19 protein-coding genes and 1 pseudogene are annotated in these 18,216 nt (G+C 42.3%); 11 read left to right on the top strand and 9 right to left on the bottom strand.

Annotated features, from left to right (window positions below):
• The first annotated feature begins 77 nt into the window (after window positions 1-77).
• From truB to FTU44_RS06495, 3 genes are all read left to right on the top strand, one after another.
• On the top strand, window positions 78-983 hold the full coding sequence (truB, locus tag FTU44_RS06505; protein ID WP_159138820.1) for a tRNA pseudouridine(55) synthase TruB: 906 nt from the start codon (window positions 78-80) through the stop codon (window positions 981-983).
• Window positions 984-997: 14 nt separating this feature from the next.
• On the top strand, window positions 998-1,765 hold the full coding sequence (locus FTU44_RS06500) for a TSUP family transporter (protein WP_100358174.1): 768 nt from the start codon (window positions 998-1,000) through the stop codon (window positions 1,763-1,765).
• A 126-nt stretch (window positions 1,766-1,891) separates the two neighbouring features.
• Window positions 1,892-2,359: a hemerythrin domain-containing protein gene (locus FTU44_RS06495; protein ID WP_005168802.1), complete on the top strand. Its 468-nt coding sequence runs from the start codon at window positions 1,892-1,894 to the stop codon at window positions 2,357-2,359.
• A 149-nt stretch (window positions 2,360-2,508) separates the two neighbouring features.
• On the opposite strand, the gene FTU44_RS06490 is transcribed toward FTU44_RS06495, so the two are convergent.
• On the bottom strand, window positions 2,509-3,387 hold the full coding sequence (locus FTU44_RS06490; RefSeq protein WP_074383605.1) for a DMT family transporter: 879 nt from the start codon (window positions 3,385-3,387) through the stop codon (window positions 2,509-2,511).
• Window positions 3,388-3,697: 310 nt separating this feature from the next.
• Here FTU44_RS06490 and FTU44_RS06485 point away from each other — a divergent pair, with 310 nt between their 5' ends.
• Entirely contained in the window at window positions 3,698-4,828 is a 1,131-nt protein-coding gene (locus tag FTU44_RS06485) for a hypothetical protein (RefSeq protein WP_180049889.1), read from the top strand.
• Window positions 4,829-4,883: 55 nt separating this feature from the next.
• On the opposite strand, the gene FTU44_RS06480 is transcribed toward FTU44_RS06485, so the two are convergent.
• Window positions 4,884-5,750, bottom strand: coding sequence for an EamA family transporter (locus FTU44_RS06480; protein WP_100329374.1), 867 nt, complete (start codon window positions 5,748-5,750; stop codon window positions 4,884-4,886).
• A gap of 115 nt (window positions 5,751-5,865) precedes the next feature.
• Window positions 5,866-7,098 carry a phosphoglycerate dehydrogenase gene (serA, locus tag FTU44_RS06475; protein ID WP_005168791.1) on the bottom strand — a complete coding sequence of 411 codons (1,233 nt, stop codon included), beginning with the start codon at window positions 7,096-7,098 and terminating at the stop codon, window positions 5,866-5,868.
• Window positions 7,099-7,452: 354 nt separating this feature from the next.
• Here serA and FTU44_RS06470 point away from each other — a divergent pair, with 354 nt between their 5' ends.
• From FTU44_RS06470 to FTU44_RS06455, 4 genes are all read left to right on the top strand, one after another.
• The gene (locus tag FTU44_RS06470) at window positions 7,453-8,862 is read left to right on the top strand and encodes an FAD-binding oxidoreductase (protein WP_100358179.1); all 1,410 of its coding nucleotides are present in this window, start codon (window positions 7,453-7,455) and stop codon (window positions 8,860-8,862) included.
• Between the two features lie 150 nt (window positions 8,863-9,012).
• Complete coding sequence (locus tag FTU44_RS06465; RefSeq protein ID WP_180049887.1) at window positions 9,013-9,390, top strand: hypothetical protein; 378 nt, start codon at window positions 9,013-9,015, stop codon at window positions 9,388-9,390.
• A gap of 78 nt (window positions 9,391-9,468) precedes the next feature.
• Window positions 9,469-10,860, top strand: a complete 1,392-nt coding sequence (locus FTU44_RS06460) for an AbiH family protein (RefSeq protein WP_180049885.1) — start codon at window positions 9,469-9,471, stop codon at window positions 10,858-10,860.
• A 92-nt stretch (window positions 10,861-10,952) separates the two neighbouring features.
• A complete protein-coding gene (locus FTU44_RS06455) occupies window positions 10,953-12,182 on the top strand; it encodes an MFS transporter (RefSeq protein WP_180049884.1) in 1,230 nt (409 codons plus the stop codon).
• A 73-nt stretch (window positions 12,183-12,255) separates the two neighbouring features.
• Here the strand turns inward: FTU44_RS06455 and FTU44_RS06450 are convergent, their stop codons facing one another.
• The 4 genes from FTU44_RS06450 to FTU44_RS06435 form a co-directional block, all read right to left on the bottom strand.
• A complete protein-coding gene (locus FTU44_RS06450; protein ID WP_005094233.1) occupies window positions 12,256-12,558 on the bottom strand; it encodes a DUF3817 domain-containing protein in 303 nt (100 codons plus the stop codon).
• Between the two features lie 302 nt (window positions 12,559-12,860).
• Window positions 12,861-13,403, bottom strand: coding sequence for a superoxide dismutase family protein (gene sodC, locus FTU44_RS06445; protein WP_180049882.1), 543 nt, complete (start codon window positions 13,401-13,403; stop codon window positions 12,861-12,863).
• 122 nt (window positions 13,404-13,525) lie between these two features.
• A complete protein-coding gene (locus FTU44_RS06440; protein WP_370982120.1) occupies window positions 13,526-14,656 on the bottom strand; it encodes an AI-2E family transporter in 1,131 nt (376 codons plus the stop codon).
• Between the two features lie 128 nt (window positions 14,657-14,784).
• Window positions 14,785-15,429, bottom strand: coding sequence for a ParA family protein (locus FTU44_RS06435; protein WP_005094230.1), 645 nt, complete (start codon window positions 15,427-15,429; stop codon window positions 14,785-14,787).
• 124 nt (window positions 15,430-15,553) lie between these two features.
• On the opposite strand from FTU44_RS06435, the gene FTU44_RS06430 reads away from it, so the two are divergent.
• A complete protein-coding gene (locus tag FTU44_RS06430; RefSeq protein ID WP_180049880.1) occupies window positions 15,554-16,021 on the top strand; it encodes a Holliday junction resolvase-like protein in 468 nt (155 codons plus the stop codon).
• A gap of 27 nt (window positions 16,022-16,048) precedes the next feature.
• The gene (locus tag FTU44_RS06425; RefSeq protein ID WP_100357833.1) at window positions 16,049-16,627 is read left to right on the top strand and encodes a hypothetical protein; all 579 of its coding nucleotides are present in this window, start codon (window positions 16,049-16,051) and stop codon (window positions 16,625-16,627) included.
• An 18-nt stretch (window positions 16,628-16,645) separates the two neighbouring features.
• Here FTU44_RS06425 and FTU44_RS06420 read toward each other — a convergent pair whose 3' ends face one another.
• A complete protein-coding gene (locus tag FTU44_RS06420; protein ID WP_159516290.1) occupies window positions 16,646-17,275 on the bottom strand; it encodes a class I SAM-dependent methyltransferase in 630 nt (209 codons plus the stop codon).
• A gap of 191 nt (window positions 17,276-17,466) precedes the next feature.
• Here FTU44_RS06420 and FTU44_RS06415 point away from each other — a divergent pair, with 191 nt between their 5' ends.
• Window positions 17,467-18,030 carry a hypothetical protein gene (locus FTU44_RS06415; RefSeq protein ID WP_034608360.1) on the top strand — a complete coding sequence of 188 codons (564 nt, stop codon included), beginning with the start codon at window positions 17,467-17,469 and terminating at the stop codon, window positions 18,028-18,030.
• Window positions 18,031-18,096: 66 nt separating this feature from the next.
• Here the strand turns inward: FTU44_RS06415 and FTU44_RS06410 are convergent.
• Window positions 18,097-18,216 (bottom strand): annotated as a pseudogene (locus FTU44_RS06410) (IS30 family transposase); the annotation flags it as partial.

Below are 18,216 nucleotides of genomic sequence, written 5' to 3'. Positions count from 1 at the left end.
AATACGATAGAAAAGTTGTAAATCATCTCGTAGGGTTTTACCATGGCGCCAATTTATAAAATGTCTGATTTTTTGCCATGAAAGCATCATCTCCTAAAATTCAGCGTCGTCATCTTAGTGGTGTCTTCCTTTTGAATAAACCCTTGGGCATTAGTTCTAATGCTGCATTGCAAAAAGTTCGCTGGTTGTATCGTGCGCAAAAAGCAGGCCATACCGGGGCACTGGATCCTCTGGCCTCGGGTTTATTACCGATATGTTTAGGTGAGGCGACCAAGTTTTCGCATTATTTATTAGATTCAGTCAAGCGTTATCAAACGACGGTCTTTCTTGGACATAGCACCACCACCGGCGATGTCGAAGGCGAAGTCTTATTAGAAAAAGCGGTTCCTGAACTTTCGGAAGCGTTGATTCAAGAAACCTTGACACAGTTTATCGGTGATATCCAGCAAGTGCCACCGATGTATTCGGCGCTGAAAAAAGAAGGCCGTCCTTTATACGAACTGGCGCGCAAAGGTATAGAGATTGAACGTGAAGCGCGCCCGATTAGCATTCTGGCCATTGAGCTTTTATCCTTTACTGAAAATAGCATCACGCTGGATATTACCTGCTCTAAAGGGACTTATATCCGGGTACTCGGTGAAGATATTGCCAAAGCCTTGGGTACTTACGGCCATCTGACCTATTTACACCGCATTAAAACCGGTCATTTTGATTTGATCCCGAGTTATACCATTGAATATCTGGAAAGCTTGAATGAAGACGAGCGTGATAGGTTGTTGTTGCCGGCTTATGCGCCGGTGCAACATTTCCCGCAAATCCAAGTGCCAGAAGGGCGGGCAGAATATTTTAGCCGTGGTATGGAAAGTAATATCGAGCATGAAGCAGCTGAACAGGTCTTGGTTTTTGATGGTGAAAAATGTTTAGGCTTGGCAGAAATTAGTGATAAAAAACGCCTGGTGCCAAAACGCGTCTTAAACCTCTAAGCAAGGTCTGAAATATGGATATTGAGATCATCATCAGTCTGATTGTCTTTGCATTTTTTGCAGGGGCAATTGATGCTGCCGTAGGCGGTGGTGGTCTGATCCAGATTCCGGCAATTATGGGCAGTCTGCCGCATTTACAGCCGGCTACCGTATTTGGTACCAACAAACTGGCCTCGATTTTCGGTACTGGCTCTGCGGCATTTTCCTATTTGCGTCAGGTAAAACTGCCGTGGTTGCTCTTGGGCGTGATTGCAGCTTGCAGTTTCATCAGCTCGTTTATTGGCGCGGCCAGTGTCACCTTGATTCCGGTCGAAATCCTCAAACCTTTTGTATTGATCATGCTGATTGTAATCGCGATTTATACCGTGATGAAAAAGCAGTTTGGTCAGGTGCATGTTCAGCAAAAGCTCACCAAGAAAATGTTGGCATTGGCAGTTCTGGGCAGTCTGGCCATCGGATTTTATGACGGAATTTTCGGGCCGGGTACGGGCAGTTTCTTTATTTTCTTTTTCATTCGTTATTTAAGTGTCGATTTTTTACATGCTTCAGCTTTATCTAAAATTGCCAATTTCACCACCAATCTGGCAGCGTTAACTTTCTTTATTCCCAGCGGCAATGTGCTATTTATGGTCGGGGCGATGATGGCGGTGGCCAATATCTGTGGTTCCTTGCTGGGTGTCAAATTAGCCTTTAAATATGGCAGTGGCTTTATCCGGATTTTATTCCTGATTCTGGTCAGTTTACTGATTTGCCGGATGGCCTATCAGATGTTTTTTATATAAGAATAGATGTAAACCATTCTCAATATTAAAGTTTTTTATACAATTTGTACTTATAAAACCTCCTGAACCCATGCCATTTTCTTTCTATAATGTAAAAAGGCAGGGCGAAAACAGGAGAAAAATTAGATGACCACCATTTTTGAAGCATTAAGAGAAAGTCATGAAATTCAGCGTGATCTTGCAGAAAAATTACTACAAACTTCAGGGGATACAGCAGAACGTCGTGAGCTGTTCAAACAACTCAAGAATGAATTATTTGCCCATGAAGCGGCTGAAGACCGTTATTTCTATATCCCCCTGATGATGACTGATTCGGGCTTGAATATCACCCGGCATGCCTTGGCCGAACATCATGAAATGGACGAGATGATTGAAGAGCTGACTGCAACAGAATTGAGTAATCCGGGCTGGATTGCAATTGCCAAAAAGCTTTCTGAAAAAGTGCATCACCACTTAAAAGAAGAGGAACATGGTTTCTTTCAGCAGGCGGGTAAAATTCTCGGTGAAGAGCAAAAGACCGCTTTAGCAGTGCAGTACAAAAATGAATATCAACGTTATAAAGACATGAAAAAAGATATGCTGGTACAAAGCTAAATTTTAACTTTAAATCGAATAAATGAAAAAGATGGCGCTACAGCCGTCTTTTTTATCCGGATTCATTTCTCCGAGGTATTTCTCCTAAAGGGAGAAAGCACAAAAATGAATGAAAATATTGAGTCAGTTGTCCTGATTCCAACCAGGCTTTATGCATTCCGTTCTGCAGCTCCTTGACGCGCGGCACGTACTGTCACACCGACAGAGGCCAGCATAATACACACCAGAGCGACCGCTTGCAGTACCGTGATTTTCTCACCCAATAACAGAAAACCGGTCAAAGCCGCTAAAGCCGGAGAGAGGCTGGACAGGGTGCCATAGCTCATTTTGTTTAAATGCTGTAAGGCTTTTAAATCGAGGGCATAAGGAATCGCGGTGGCCAGAATTGCAATCACAATGGCCTTGCCCCAATGTTGTGTATCAATCAATGCGGGTGCGTTGTTGTAGAGACCAATCGGCAGCAGACACAACGCTGAAATACTGATGGCAATGGTCAGTGCATGCATGCCGATATTCTGCTGAACTACACGTTGGCCAAAGAAAATATATAATGCCCAGCAGAAACCTGCCCCCAAGGCACAAGCTGCGCCCAACAGGTCAAAATTGCTGCTATTGGCCTGTCCCCATGGCACCATCAGCGCGATGCCCAAAATGGCCATCAATACCCAGATATAATCACTACGGTGTTTAATCGACAGTAGAGCCAGGCCCAAAGGGCCAATAAACTCCAGACCTACCGCAATGCCCTGCGGTAAACGACCAAGTGACAGATAGAATAAAATATTCATGACCCCTAAAGCCGCGCTATAGCAGAGTAAATCCCGCCATTTTAAAAAAGGCAAACGTGAAATTATTTTCCAAGAGCGGAACATGACGCAGACAATGATTGCAGCAAAACAGAGTCTTAAAATGGTGACAGTAATCGGATCCAGTACACTAAACAGCTGTTTGGCAAAAGATGCACTGATCTGGTACGAAGTCATGGACAAGACCATGAAGAATACGGCAAGAAGTTGGGCGTTTGGCATGAAAGCAGCTTCTACCCAGAGCGGGTGAAAATGAGAAATAGAAAGAAATGAAATTATAGCAAACTGGTTGATTTTTGCTGAGTAGGCCAGAGCAATATTTTGTGAATGCAACTTAAGTTTGGAGATAATCAATTTACATTTTAGCTCAATCAAATATGTGAAGTTTTAAATTCAAAATTAAACTTACCTCAGGTGTGGTTACAAATTAATCAATTTTTAATTTGATCTTATTTTTATATTTATTAAAATATCTTAGATCCCAATTCGGGGCAGCATTAAAATAACAATGAAAATAATAAGGTAGATAATAATGAAATTAAGAATACTTTCTTGCGCCATTTTGGGCTGTATGCTTGCAGCATGTGGTAGCTCTGATAATTCGGATAATAATACACCAGTCCCTAGCCAACCGGCTCCGAACAATCCTGGAACCCCGGGTGATGGAGCATCAGACACAGTGTCGGAATTCTACAACTATCAGTTCAACTTGCCCAATGCTGATGCAGCAGACATGGAGTCGAAAAAACTTCTATTGGCCAGTCATAAAAATAAAATTACTGACGGCATATTATATGCGGATGATAACAGTGTCGTGGATACTGAATATAATATTGAGGAGAACATGGTGTTCCCGACTTATGTCACCGCTAAAGGGGTATTTCCTGCAGATCTGACCCGTACAGCATTCGGCTATAAGCTGGAAAAAGTACTGGAAAATACGACCACTCAATTTAAGAGTCGTCCTGTGACCATACCGGAGAACAACATCAGTAATCATCGGCATATAGAGTGGTACGACCTGTCAGGAAAAGCATTAACTGAACGTACCAATATTGCTGTGGTGAAAATGTATGAGGATGCTGCAACCAGAGTGTTATTTAATAGTGATAATACGACAGCCGCTGACCGTAAATATTATAATGAGTTTGCAGCTAATTTTATTGATTTGCAGAAGGCGCGCACATTCCCGAATGGATCTAAATGTTTCCGTCTTCAGGCTGAACATCCGGAAGAAGAATATATTGAATTTGATCCGGAAACAAAAACTGACTATCGCACGCTGGCTGATTGGCAGGCACAAACGTCTGTCCAGGAGCTGGCAAAAATTATTCTAGATGAGACCATGGCTGGCTTGAAATATAAAAAGGCAGAATATAAAGATGCTGCTATGCAATATTACAAATATTTTGGTGCGATCGAATATCAAGGAGGAATTTATAACAGTGCATTCTCGGAACATGGAGAACATATTGATCACAACGATTATGTTGCCCAATCACGAAAAGTGGCTTTAGACAAATTAAAGGAAAATGATGCCAGTCCTTTAATGATCAAATGGACAGAATACACTTATGAGCAGCTTGCTTTTGCATGTGATGGCTATAATGTGACAGCAGCCACGGTATTAAATACGGCGATTAAAGACGCAACACCACGTTAAAATGATTCTAATAAAGCTATCTTAAATAAAGGCGCTATAGCGCCTTTATTTTTATTCAATGTTTTCGTCTTTGACTGGTCACCGTACAGCCAATTGAAGCACTAATAATCGTGGCCAGTGCCAGCCATTGTGTCCACAATAAAGTTTCACCCAGGAAGATAAAACCAGAGAGTGCTGCGATTGCAGGTTCCAGACTCATCAATGTACCAAAACTCAAGGCGGTTAAATTTCGCAGGGCAATCATTTCCAGGGTAAAAGGCAGGGCGCTGGCCAGCACAGCCAGAGCCATGAAATATAACAGGCTGATGGGTTCAAATGTATGCGCAGGAATGCCAGCAAAAAGCGCAATTGGCATCAGCACCAGCATCCCGACCAACATGCCCAAGCACACGGTATGGTTGCCGGAAACCCCGGAAGGCTTTTGCCCAGCGACGATGTATAGCGCCCAACAGGCACCCGCACTTAGGGCAAATAGAATCCCGACCGGATCAAGTGGCTGTGCAGCCTGATCAAAGGGAAACAGCAGAATCAGGCCTAAAATCGCCAATCCGACCCAGACAAAATCAAATTTTTGCCGCGCATAAAACAGCGCCACACTTAAAGGGCCAATGAATTCAAAAGCAACCGCAATGCCCAGCGGCAAGCGATCAATCGACAGATAAAACAGCAGGTTCATACCTGCCAGAGCCAGACCATAACTGAGAATGGCCGGCCACTTAATCTGTCTGAAATGAATTTGCCAAATTTTAAAAATCAATGCCAAAATTACAGCACCCAAAAGCAGACGCATGGCTGAAACGGTCAGAATGGGAAACTGACCGAACAGATATTTGGCAAAGGAGCCACTGCTTTGCATACTGATCATCGCGATCAGGAGAATCAGTGGCGCTTGTACAATAGGTGCAATTTTAAAATTCAGCATAACTTAATAGGTTTCGATTTCTCGAAGAGCGGAAGAACAGTAAAGGCTGAAAAATAAAAACCTTAAAAAACAAAAAACCACAGCCCGAAAGCTGTGGTTTTTTCATATTGTTAAATTAGAACAGTACGCGTACGCGGATTGTTCCTTCAACTTCATGTAGGGTATCGAGTGCTTCTTTAGATGCAGTCGCGTCTACGTCCATCACCAGGTAACCGACATCACCTTTGGTCATTAAAGACTGGCCAGAGATGTTAATGCCATGTTCAGCAAACAGGTTGTTGATCTTAGAAAGAACGCCCGGCATGTTTTTATGAATGTGCAGTAAACGGTGTTTACCTTCAGTCAATGGCAGCGCAATTTCCGGGAAGTTCACTGCAGATAAAGTCATACCTTTATCTGAATAGGCAACGAATTTCTCAGCAACTTCCAGACCGATGTTGGCTTGTGCCTCCATGGTCGAACCACCCACGTGCGGAGTCAGGATCACGTTTGGAAGGTTACGCAGTGGAGAAACGAATTCTTCACCATTGGCTTTCGGCTCTTTCGGGAATACGTCTACTGCAGCACCAGCAATGTGACCAGACTTGATCGCATCTGCCAGATCTTCAATCACAACACATGTACCACGTGCTGCGTTCAGGAAGATTGCACCTTCTTTCATTTTCGCAAACTGTTCTTTGCCAAAGAAATTACGGGTAGATGGCAGATCCGGAACATGTAGAGTAACCACATCTGCATTGGCCAGTAATTCGCCCATAGAACCGACTTGACGTGCATTTCCTAAAGGTAGTTTTGTCACTGCATCATAATAGGTCACTTTCATGCCCAGGCTTTCAGCCAGTACAGAAAGTTGTGAACCGATTGAACCGTAACCAACGATACCTAAAGTTTTACCACGTGTTTCGAATGAACCCACAGCCGATTTGTTCCAGCCACCTGCATGTGTATCTGTTGATTTTTCAGGTACACGGCGCAGAAGCAGAATCGTTTCTGCCAAGACCAGTTCAGCCACTGAACGGGTATTTGAATACGGTGCATTAAATACCGGAATACCGCGACGCATTGCAGCATCGAGGTTAACCTGGTTGGTCCCGATACAGAAACAACCCACAGCAATCAGTTTGTTCGCAGCTTCAAATACTTCTTCAGTCAATTGAGTACGGGAACGAATACCGACGAAGTGTGCATCTTTAATCGCTTCTTTCAGTGCTTCGCCTTCGAGCGCTGTTTTACGATAATCGATGTTGGTATATCCAGCTGCATTCAATGTGTCGATTGCGTTCTGATGAACGCCTTCTAACAGTAGAAAACGGATTTTATCTTTAGGTAGAGATAGATGTTGGCTCATTACGGCTCCGCTACAAAGGCCAAATTTAGTCGCGGTATAATAGCACAGGAAAAGGGCGGTTATACATTTCCTTGATGACAGTCACCTCAGGTATTTTGAGCAGATATATGATCAATGCTTATAATTCTGGTTGAATTAAATCTGTATTTTCAAAGGTATATTATCAAAATTGTCATTTTTCGCGGGAAACCCCAAAAAATAGCTTATAATATTGCGCCATGCTGTTTAAGCTCCCATTTTTGGTGCTTTAATCATCATGTTTCGCCTGATTTGTATACAGGCTTTTATGCCTAAAAAATATGCAAATAAACCAGCGAAGTCTCTCTTGTTTAAATCATGCTAGGTCTGCAAACGATGAATGCTCCAGTCGCTTTAACCCCTGAGTTATTGACCCAATTGACGGCAATTTTGGGTGAAAACCGTATTAAAACCGATACGGACAGCCTCCAGAATTGGGGTCGTGATCATACGAAACACTTTGATCCAAACCCATCGGTCATCGTTTTTCCTTCGACGACTGAACAGGTTCAAGACATCGTAAAATTGGCAAACCAGTTTAATGTTGCAATCACCCCATCAGGCGGTCGTACGGGTCTGTCTGCAGGTGCAGTTGCAGCCAATGGCGAGATCGTGGTGAGCATGGACAAGATGAACCAGATTCTGGAATTCTTCCCGGCAGACCGGATGGTTCGCGTGCAGGCAGGCGTGGTAACTGAACAGTTGCAAAACTATGCTTCCGATCAGGGCATGTATTATCCAGTCGACTTTGCTTCTGCGGGCTCAAGCCAGATTGGCGGGAACATCGGCACCAATGCCGGTGGTATTAAAGTTATTAAATACGGCATGACCCGTAATTGGGTACTTGGCCTGACCGTGGTGACAGGTAAAGGTGATGTACTACGCCTGAACAAGGGCATGATCAAGAATGCAACCGGTTATGCGCTGCAACACTTATTTATTGGTGGTGAAGGTACACTGGGGCTAGTCACTGAAGCTGAAATCAAGTTGGAACGTCAACCGCAAGACCTGCAAGTGATGGTGCTGGGTGTCACTGATTTTGATGCAGTCATGCCCGTGCTTCATGCATTCCAGGCGAAAATTGATTTAACCGCATTTGAGTTCTTTGGTGAACTGGCAATGCAAAAAGTATTGGCCAATGGTCATGTACAACGTCCATTTGAAACTGAATGTCCATTCTATGTTTTGCTTGAGTTTGAAGCGCCGTTTGAGCCGATTATGGACAAGGCGATGGAAATTTTTGAGCATTGTATGGAACAAGGTTGGGTACTGGACGGCGTTCTGAGCCAAAGTCTGGACCAGGTCGAAAGCTTATGGCGTTTACGCGAAGACATCTCTGAGTCAATCGCGCCATTTACACCATACAAAAATGATATTTCAGTATTGATCACGCACGTTCCTGCATTTATTAAAGAAATTGATGCAATTGTTGCAGAGAACTACCCAGACTTTGAAATTTGCTGGTTCGGTCATATTGGTGACGGTAACTTGCATTTGAACATCTTAAAACCAGCGGATTTAAGCAAGGATGAATTCTTCGCTAAATGTCAGGTAGTAAACAAGTATGTCTTTGACACCGTGAAAAAATATGATGGTTCAATTTCAGCCGAACATGGCGTAGGGATGACCAAGAAGCCATACCTTGAATATTCACGTTCTGCGGAAGAAATCGAATATATGAAAGCCCTGAAACAAGTGTTCGATCCAAATGGTATTATGAACCCGGGTAAATTATTCGATCTTTAATCTGATCGGATTTTAAAAGTTTACAAAAGCGCATCGCAAGTTGCGCTTTTTTTATTGCTGTGTAAATGGGGTTACATAGTCTAAATAGCGTTAAGCTGAAAAGCGCGGCATGATAAATTTGTATAATAAGGATAATCTGGGTTAAACGATATGTTACGGTTATTGGCGGTTACAGCTTTAGGTCTGGGTATGATGATGTCGGGTTGTACCACTACCCAGCAGGTGATTGCAAAAGTGCAGTCTTCTTCGGATACACCTTTGGATCAGGTACTTAAAATGAGGCCTGATTTACGTAATGAACTGGCAACAGTCGAGATTCGTCAGTTTTTTAATAATGTGGAGTCACCCACCGTTGGGCAGGTGAAAGTGACTGAAACAGGTTTGTTGGATGATTCGGTCAAATCAGTACAGACCATTTATCATTTCAAAAAAGAACAGAAGAACTGGAAAATGCACAATGCTGAAAAGTTATATCAGTGTGCACGTGGTTCAAATACCAGAAACTTCCAGAAAGCAGCCTGCCCATAATAGTGTTTGATCTTTAGTCAGAATTTGGTTAAAAGCGTATCTTAGTGATGCGCTTTTTGCTTTTGGGGACTTATAAAAATGAATATTTTAATTGTGGGGAATGGCTTTGATTTATCACATTACTTGCCGACCAAATATGATCATTTTATGGATGTAATGGGCGCAATTGAAACTCATGAAGGTGAAACAATGAGTTTTGATGAATTGTTTTCGAAGTGTCGTGAAGATTGGTTTATAGCCAAAACAAAAGAATACTATTTAACGGAGAATCTTTCTTTAGAAAAAGATCAACTGACTGAAATTAAAAAATTACTTAAAGAAAATTCTTGGTATCAGTATTTCAAAGATCATGTTAACGAAGTCAAAACCTGGATTGATTTTGAGCAAAAAATTGAGCAAGTTTTGATTGTATCTGGACGTTGCATAGCGGATATAGCAAATATTTATAACTCAGAGGAATTATATAAATATTTCGAAGATGATGATAAAAATAAAATAAAAATCAGAAGGATAGATAAAGAAATTCTTGATTTTTTTGTTTTTTCTTCAGATGAGTTTTATGAATCTGAGAAAATAAATACATTGTATTCAGAAAAAGATAATTACCAAGATAAGATAGGTCCGAAAAGAACTAATATTAATGCAGATTATTGTAATGGTAGAAAAATAAAAAATGGATTTAATTCATCATTATTTTTGGATTTTATCCAAGTACAATTAGAAGATTTTATAAAAATATTTAATTTATATTTGGAGCTCATTATTGATGAATTGAAACATAGAGCTAAATTCGAATTTTTTGTACAGTCAAACTCATTATTTGAACCAGAGCAAAATTGTTGGATTCAACCAGATTTAATTTACTCTTTTAACTATACGAATACTTATCAACGTATTCATAATCAAGTTAATATTGAGTACTTACATGGTAGTCATGGCCAGCAGCAAAATATCGTTTTAGGTGTGTCTGATTTAGAAGATGAATCATTAAAGAAGATAAAAGCTTATGGATTTACAAAATATCATCAAAAACTTTTTAAAGAGACAGATTATTTATTTCTAGATAAGTATAAAGAAAAAGTTAAGGCTCATAAAAGAAAAGTCGATTATTTTGAAAAAGATTCTGGAAATACTGATCCGACTGCAAAGAAACTTGAAAGACAAAATATTATGGAAGTTGAAAGTAAACTCAATATAAATATTAGTATCTGGGGGCATTCTTTAGATTATTCAGATAGGGATTATATTATTGATCTTTTTAGTCTAACTGATGAAATAGACAGAAATGTTCGAGTTACCGTATATTATTTCGATAGATCTGCTAAGTTTTCATTACTTAACAATCTTTTAGCAATTCTAGGTAAAGAAAAAGTAGAACATTGGATGAAAAATAAATGGCTTCAATTTAAACAAAATCCTGAAATAAAGTTTCAGACTGAAGAAAGAGCAGAGTTCGGGGAAGTATCCTAAAACTATTAAAAGCAAATCTGCTAAAATTTCCTCTTTCTATTTTAGACAAAGTTTAGCCTGCTTAAACGAGCAGGGTGACAATAAAAACTCCCATGCAAAACATCCAAACCCAAAAACTGACCCGTGCCACACTCATGTTCCCGCTGGCACTGGTCTTGTTTGAATTTTCCGTCTATATCTGTAATGACCTGATCCAACCGGCCATGCTATCGATTACCCGTGACTTTGGCGTAAGCAGTTCATGGGCGCCATCCTCCATGTCCTTTTTCCTGTTGGGTGGGGCATTTGTTGCAGCGATTTTGGGGCCATTGTCCGATCGTCTTGGACGTAAAACCGTACTCTTGGGCGGCGTGGCATTTTTCACAATTAGCTGTCTGGCCATTTTATTGACACCCAATATCGAAAGTTTTTTATTTCTGCGTTTCTTACAAGGCTTTGGCTTATCCTTTATTACCGCCGTAGGTTATGCCGCCATTCAGGAAAGCTTCGAAGAGCGCGATGCCATTAAAGTTATGGCACTCATGGCCAATGTTTCTTTACTGGCGCCATTGCTCGGGCCGGTGCTGGGTGCCTTTATGATTGATCATATCTCCTGGCATTGGGGCTTTATCGGCATTGCATTTCTGTCATTTTTAAGCTGGTTTGGCCTGAAAGCCAAAATGCCAAACCTGAAAGTCAGTGTTCCGAAGCAGCCCTTCAGCTATATTTTGGATGACTTTAAACAGGTTTTAAAAAATAAACGTTTTGTAATTATGACCGCGGCCTTGCCCTTGGTCAGCCTGCCGTTGATGTTATGGATTGCCTTATCGCCTGTAATTCTGGTCGAGAAATTTGGATTCAGTAGCGTGCAATATGGTCTGGCACAGTTTCCGGTCTTGGGCGGCTTGATTATCGGTAATCTGGTTTTGCTAAAAATCATCGACAAAATGCCGCTGGGGAAAACTGTACTCTTGGGTGTGCCATTGATGCTGTTTGGTACAGGCTTATTAATACTCGGTCTGTTTATTCCAGACTATTTTGTACATTGCCTGATTATCGGCACCACCTGTATCAGCCTTGGTGAAGGCGTAAGTTTCTCGGTGCTGTACCGTTTTGCACTGATGTCTTCTGAAGTGTCCAAAGGTACGGTGGCTGCTACGGTTTCGATTATCCTGATGCTGAGCTTTTTCGTGGTGATTGAAGCAGTTCGAATGGCTTATGAAGCCTATGATATTTGGGCCTATTGCATCGCATCTTTCATTTTGATTGCATTGTGGTTTACTTTGCCGCGTCTGAGCTTAAAGCAGATTATTTCTGAGCGGAAGGTGAGAGGGGAGTTTTAAAGCTCCTCCTTTTATAAAGGAAGGCTATATCCTCTCTCTAACTTTCTCTCAGAGGGAGAGAGGATTTTAATATCTATTGAAGCTCAGCGACTGGCTGCTCTAGTTTCTTTAATTTCAGATCAAACAAAAATGGCCCAAATGGCAAAATTGAAGCGATCAGGCCCATCAAAAACATGCTGAGCGACCATTTTTGCTTTTCACAGACCGCAAATAACACCACTAAAAACAGCACAAATAGTACGCCATGCCCCATACCAACATATTTCACTAAGATCGGATTATCCATCATGTATTTCACGGGCATCGCGATAAATAAAAGTAGCAGAAATGAAATCCCTTCAAACAAACCGACCAGACGTAAAGTTTTGATGTTCATAAGACATACTGATTTAATTAAATTAACCCTGAGTGTACCCAATATAAATTGAAGATTAAATCTTAAAAATAAAAATATATTCAATATTTATAATGAGTTATAACCGAGTAAAGCAGTTGGTTATTTAGTTTCACGATACTATTATTGATGGCATAACTGCAAAAAAACTTTAAGTTTTCCGACAATAAACTGATCTATTTCAAGAGCAAAAAAGTTATTTAGATGCCAACTCTAAAGAAAATTTCATGAAAAAAGACGAGCAGATAGCCCGTCTTTTTCTTTTTATATCTACACTAATCTGTTTAGATCACACCACATGCAATGCGGTCACCACCACCACCTAATGGTAAGGGGTTGTCAGAATAGTTGTCGCCGCCGGCATGAACCATAATGGCACGACCCTGAAGATCCGCCAGTTTCAAACGTGGTGCAAGCAGGGTGACACGGGCAGTACCGTCAGTATTGACTTTTAATGCAGGCAAATCACCGAGGTGACCGGTCACCGGCGTACCATGATTGGGTGACTGGTTCGGATTGTAATGACTACCGGCAGCCAGTGCTGCACCCATCTTGCCATCTTTCATGGCGGGTGCACATGAACCATTTTCGTGAATATGGAAACCTCGCTCACCGGCAGGGAGCTGTTTCAGGTTGGTACGTATCACCAGACCGGCTGGACTGTCACTGAGTAATACGGTGCCAATCTCTTGACCTACCCCCTCAGCGGTTACTGCATTTACAGTCACGGCTCTGACCAGTTCATTCGATGGAGAAGTCGAGGCGCAACCTGTGAAAAGTGCAGCACTGAGCGCACAAAGTGTGGTAATTTTAAACAATGAAGACATGGTATTGGCATCCTGATCTTTATTCTGTTTTGTAAATCTATTGAAACAGAGCAAGATCAGAAGCTCTATATAGAATCAGTACTTAAATGTTTTGTTTTGTTTAAGTCGATTCAATCTGTGCTTTAAGGTGCTTTGGGCGGTGTGTCTTCGGTCTGTGGATCGATGTCATGTGCCATGGTGGCTTTAGGCATCATTAAGGGTTCATTCAAATTACTTTCATGTAACCATTCACGCCAAATTGCCAGCAAGACTGCAAGAATCACTGGACCAATGAAGACGCCGACCAGACCAAAACTGGCAATACCGCCCAAAACACCAAACATAATCAACAGGAATGGAATTTGTGTTGCGCCAGAAATCACCAGTGGACGAATTACGTTGTCGGCCGTGCTGACAATACAGACACCCCAAGCCATCACCCCAATCGCCTCAATCGTCTGTCCCTGTGAAAAGAGCCACAGTGATACTGCACTATAAGCCACCGGTGGGCCGAAAGGAATCAGGGCGAAAATAAAGGTCACAATGGTCAAGACCATCGGATTCGGTACACCCGCGACAAAATAACTCAGACCTGCCAATAAAGACTGGGCAATTGCAGTTAAACCAACGCCATAGACCACCGCACGTGTAGTGGCAGAAATGGTAGAAAAATAATGATGCACACGTGGCCCGACCACCATCTCAAAAGCTTTACGCACCTGATTTAAAATGGTCTGACCATCACGGTAGAAAAAGAACAGCGAAAGTATCGCAAAACACAATTTAAAGATATTTTTACTGACTTCATTCAATACCACTTTGCCGTAATTCAGATGACCTTGAATCCAGCTCGAGATCGATAGCGCGATACTGTTTGGATCGGTATTGATTTCATTTAAAGTTCGGCTAATTTCCTTGCCGACAATCGGAAGGCCACGAATAAAATCCGGTACATCCAGATGACCGGAAAAGACCTGTCGCTGCAATTCAAAATACAGATTACGACCTTCATGCTGCAACATAAAAATGGCGAAGATAAATGGCAGACCAAACACCAGAATCACGGCCAGAATCATCACGGTTGCACTCAGCGTTGGCCGATTGCCGCACATGCGTAACACCGACTGATACAAGGGCCAAGTCATATAGGCGATAATCGCTGCCCAAACTACAGGGATGATGAAATATTTGAGTATATGAAAACTCAAAAAAATCAGGATAAAGAACAATCCAAATAATAAGACTTTTTGTAATGTAGGCGCGTACTGTTGCACTGAATTTAATGGCTCATTTTTTAGGTCGTGTTCAGGCATATTAACTGAAAAAAAAGCGATCGAAAATGACGGCTTGGTAAGTAGCGTGATTATTTTCCCAAAGCAGTGTTAGGATTCAGCGGACTGGCTTAAAACCACTGACTGGGATCATCGATAATGGCATTCAGCACCGGTTGCCATTGATCCTGTAATTCCCGATAGATTTTTTGAGGTTTATCAAAGACTGACAGACCTTCCATAGCCAGACGGCTATAAGGTGCACGTTCTGAAATCCAAGCCACCGGCTGCTGGTCGATCTTGTCAAAAAACTGCTGTATGTCCTGATTACTGGCTGCATTCGGTTTGGTACGGTTGGCCAACAGTAAAATTTCAACCTTGCCTTTACGAATCCGCTTAATGTCCTGCAAATGCTTGAGAAAACGGCGGGTCGAATCAATATCAAAAAATGAAGGCTGGATCGGAATAATAATCGCATGCGCTTCACTGATCAGCTGCTCGGCATGATCTTCAGTCAACGCTCCCGGTGCATCAATGATCAGATACTCAATCTGCTTCGGTGCATCACCAATAGATTTGTGATTGCGCCAGTCCAGACTTTGAATCGGCATGGCCTGTTCCGGACGTTGCTTGAGCCATTGCAATGCCGATTTCTGGTTATCGGCATCGGCCAGCGCCACCTTATAACCTTTTTGTGCGAGTGCTGACGCTAAACTAATAGCTGTCATGGTTTTGCCACAACCGCCTTTCTGATTCGCAACTAAAATTGTTTTCATGACTCAAGGTGATTTTATTCTGTTCCTGCCTAGCATATCATTCTTTTCAAGCGTACCAATGGCTGATGTTTTCAACTTCAGTCGAATATTGTGCTGAAAAAATAAAGTAAATTAGGAAGATTGAATGTCCATATGGATGGCCATGCTGATTGGCACATGTATCGGGGTGGTGCTGACCACCATTATTTTAAGTCAGACACGCAATGGACGCATCAAGGCTGAATATGAGCAGTATATTGCCGAGCTGGAACTAGAACATCAGCAGGCATTGATCGCCGCGCAAAAACGCAGTGTCAATACCAGCAGGGCAGTCCTGAAAGGCAAAATGGCGGAACAGCTCGCACCGATCATGCCGGAATTTCAATATCTGCCCAGTGATGCCAAGTTTCTGGGCGATCCTGTCGATTATGTGGTCTTTAATGGCTACAGCGATTTCAGAGACGGCGTAGGCGAAGCAGAGGATATTGAAGTGGTATTGATTGATATCAAAAGTGGCGGAGCGCGTCTGACCAAAGGCCAGCAAGCCATTGCCCGTGCAGTTCAGGAAGGGCGGGTGCGTTTTGAAACCATCCGGATTGATTTCGATGATTGAGCACAACCAAGGAAAGAATAAGAAATTATGCAGAAATTACTGATCACTGCGCTGCTGTTTATGCTGGGACTGTGGGTCTGGAATGAGTTTTTTCGTGCGATCCCACATCTGGAAGAACGAGGTGTCTTGAAAAACTTTTCGGTAGAGCCGATTCAGCCCATTTCAGCTACATTTACTGTGCATGATAAACGTTTCGTTAAACCGAATCGTCGTGTCTTGCATCAGGCCAGCCCTATGGTTGGACATTTTAATGATCTGGCCTATGTCAGTAATATCGATGTGCTGTTGCTCAGCCAGTCACTGCCAGCCATGCAGGCAACATTAGCATTTGATCAAGCAAAACGCTGTTATCAAATCGAGGAACAAATCAGCCAGGCTGAAGCTGAATTTCTCAGCACGCATATCCGGCATTTTAGTCTGATCGCTGCCAACGAGAAAATTGCCAATCAGATTCGCAGGCTAAAATCAGGGCAGAAGATTACACTCAGCGGTGATCTGGTCACAGTACATTCAGGAAGCACGGGACAGGAATTTCAGGTGGGTACAGGCTCGGAATATCATGCCCATTGTCAGTTGCTGCGTGTGACTCAGTTGCAGCAACATTAACGGCAAAACGAAAATAAATTAGCCTTGCGGTTTACGCAGTCGAGCCAGCAGCATACGCTGGCCAATCTTCGGAATCCCTGCGGCATTGATATAATTCAATTCTTCAATTTCAAAACCAGTTTCCAGTAAGGCAGTTTCAATATCCCGGTTTAAATGACAGCCATCTGCGACTTTCTTCTGAATCGGGGTGAGTAAATGCTGCAGGCGCTGGATATTTAAATTTTGTCGATTCAGCACATGTTCGACCACATGCAAGTAACCGCCCGGTTGTAGCACCCGATAAATCTCACGCAAACTTTGGCCGAGGTCAGCAATACTACACAGTGTCCAGGTCGAGATCACATGTTCTAGACTATGTTCTGCAAAAGGCAATGCTTCTGCGCTGGCCTGAATATATTCAACCTGAAAAGCAGCCTGCTGGATGCGCGGTTCTGCCAGCTTGAAAATGGCCGGATTGGGTTCTACGGCATAGACCAGATCTACTTCTTGATAGAAAGGCAGATTCAGCCCTGTACCAAAACCAATTTCCAGTACTTCACCAGAAATGTTCAAAAGCAATTCACGGCGTAAATCCATCAAGGACGGCGTTTGCATCACCTGATTTAAAAGGTGCGGAAAGATGTGTTGTTGATAAAGTTGATACAGCATTTGGGTTGTTTTAATTTAATCTGAATGTATTTTAGCTTAACTGAAAAATACAATATTCGGGAATGCCCAAGCTGACTAAATACACCCAGTTTGTTACCAAGTTCAACTGTTTATTCATTAAAAAATACGTAAGATCAAGGAAGATATCCTTAAAACGTTTGATCAACTCGATTAGGATTAGATTAAAAATGATGTTCAAACACTTTAAACATTATGCATTGTTGGCCGGTTTGTTGCTGCCTATTTCCAGCTATAGCTCGGTCGATCACAATATTGCCAAAGGTTTGCCACCTGTGGTCAAAGGACAGTCAATTTCTGTCTTGCAGCCTTTTAAAGGCGATTTCCGTATTTTGGGTTCCAAAGTCTATAGCGCTGATCCACAGGCCAAATTCTCTCCGATTGATTATGCGGTAAGTTGGGGCCTGTTTGCTGAACCTGAAATTGCCCGACATATTAGTGTCAATCAATATGACCGTTATCTGAACTGGAAAATGGATCGGGTGCCCGTGCCGGTAGAACAAGCCAAGCAGATGGTGTCCAATATGCATATCATTCCGGCCAATCCTGAAATTGCCAAGGCCATTAAAAAGGTGAAACGTGGTGATCTGGTGCGTATGCAGGGTGAGCTGGTTGAAGTGCGTGATAAAGATCTGGTCTGGACTTCTTCATTGACCCCGACGGATACCGGTGATGGCGCCTGTGAGGTATTCCGTGTCAGTTCAATTCAGTGGATTGAACAGGTTGGGAAAAGCTAAATTAAAATTTGCTATTTAGATGCCTATAAAAAATCGCTCTTATGAGCGGTTTTTTATACGGCGGATTCAAGCGGCAAGTGCAACAGTATAAAAACCAGCCATAACTTCACTAGGCGTATACCAACCTAGTGTTTTTCTAGGACGATGGTTGAGTGCAAATTCTATCTGCTCTATTTGTTCGTTTGA

The sequence above is a fragment of the Acinetobacter sp. YH12105 genome (genome assembly GCF_013419095.1).
GTDB lineage: Bacteria > Pseudomonadota > Gammaproteobacteria > Pseudomonadales > Moraxellaceae > Acinetobacter > Acinetobacter pseudolwoffii.
The sequence above is the reverse complement of the archived record's forward strand: the minus strand, read 5'-3'. Positions and strand labels throughout refer to the sequence as shown.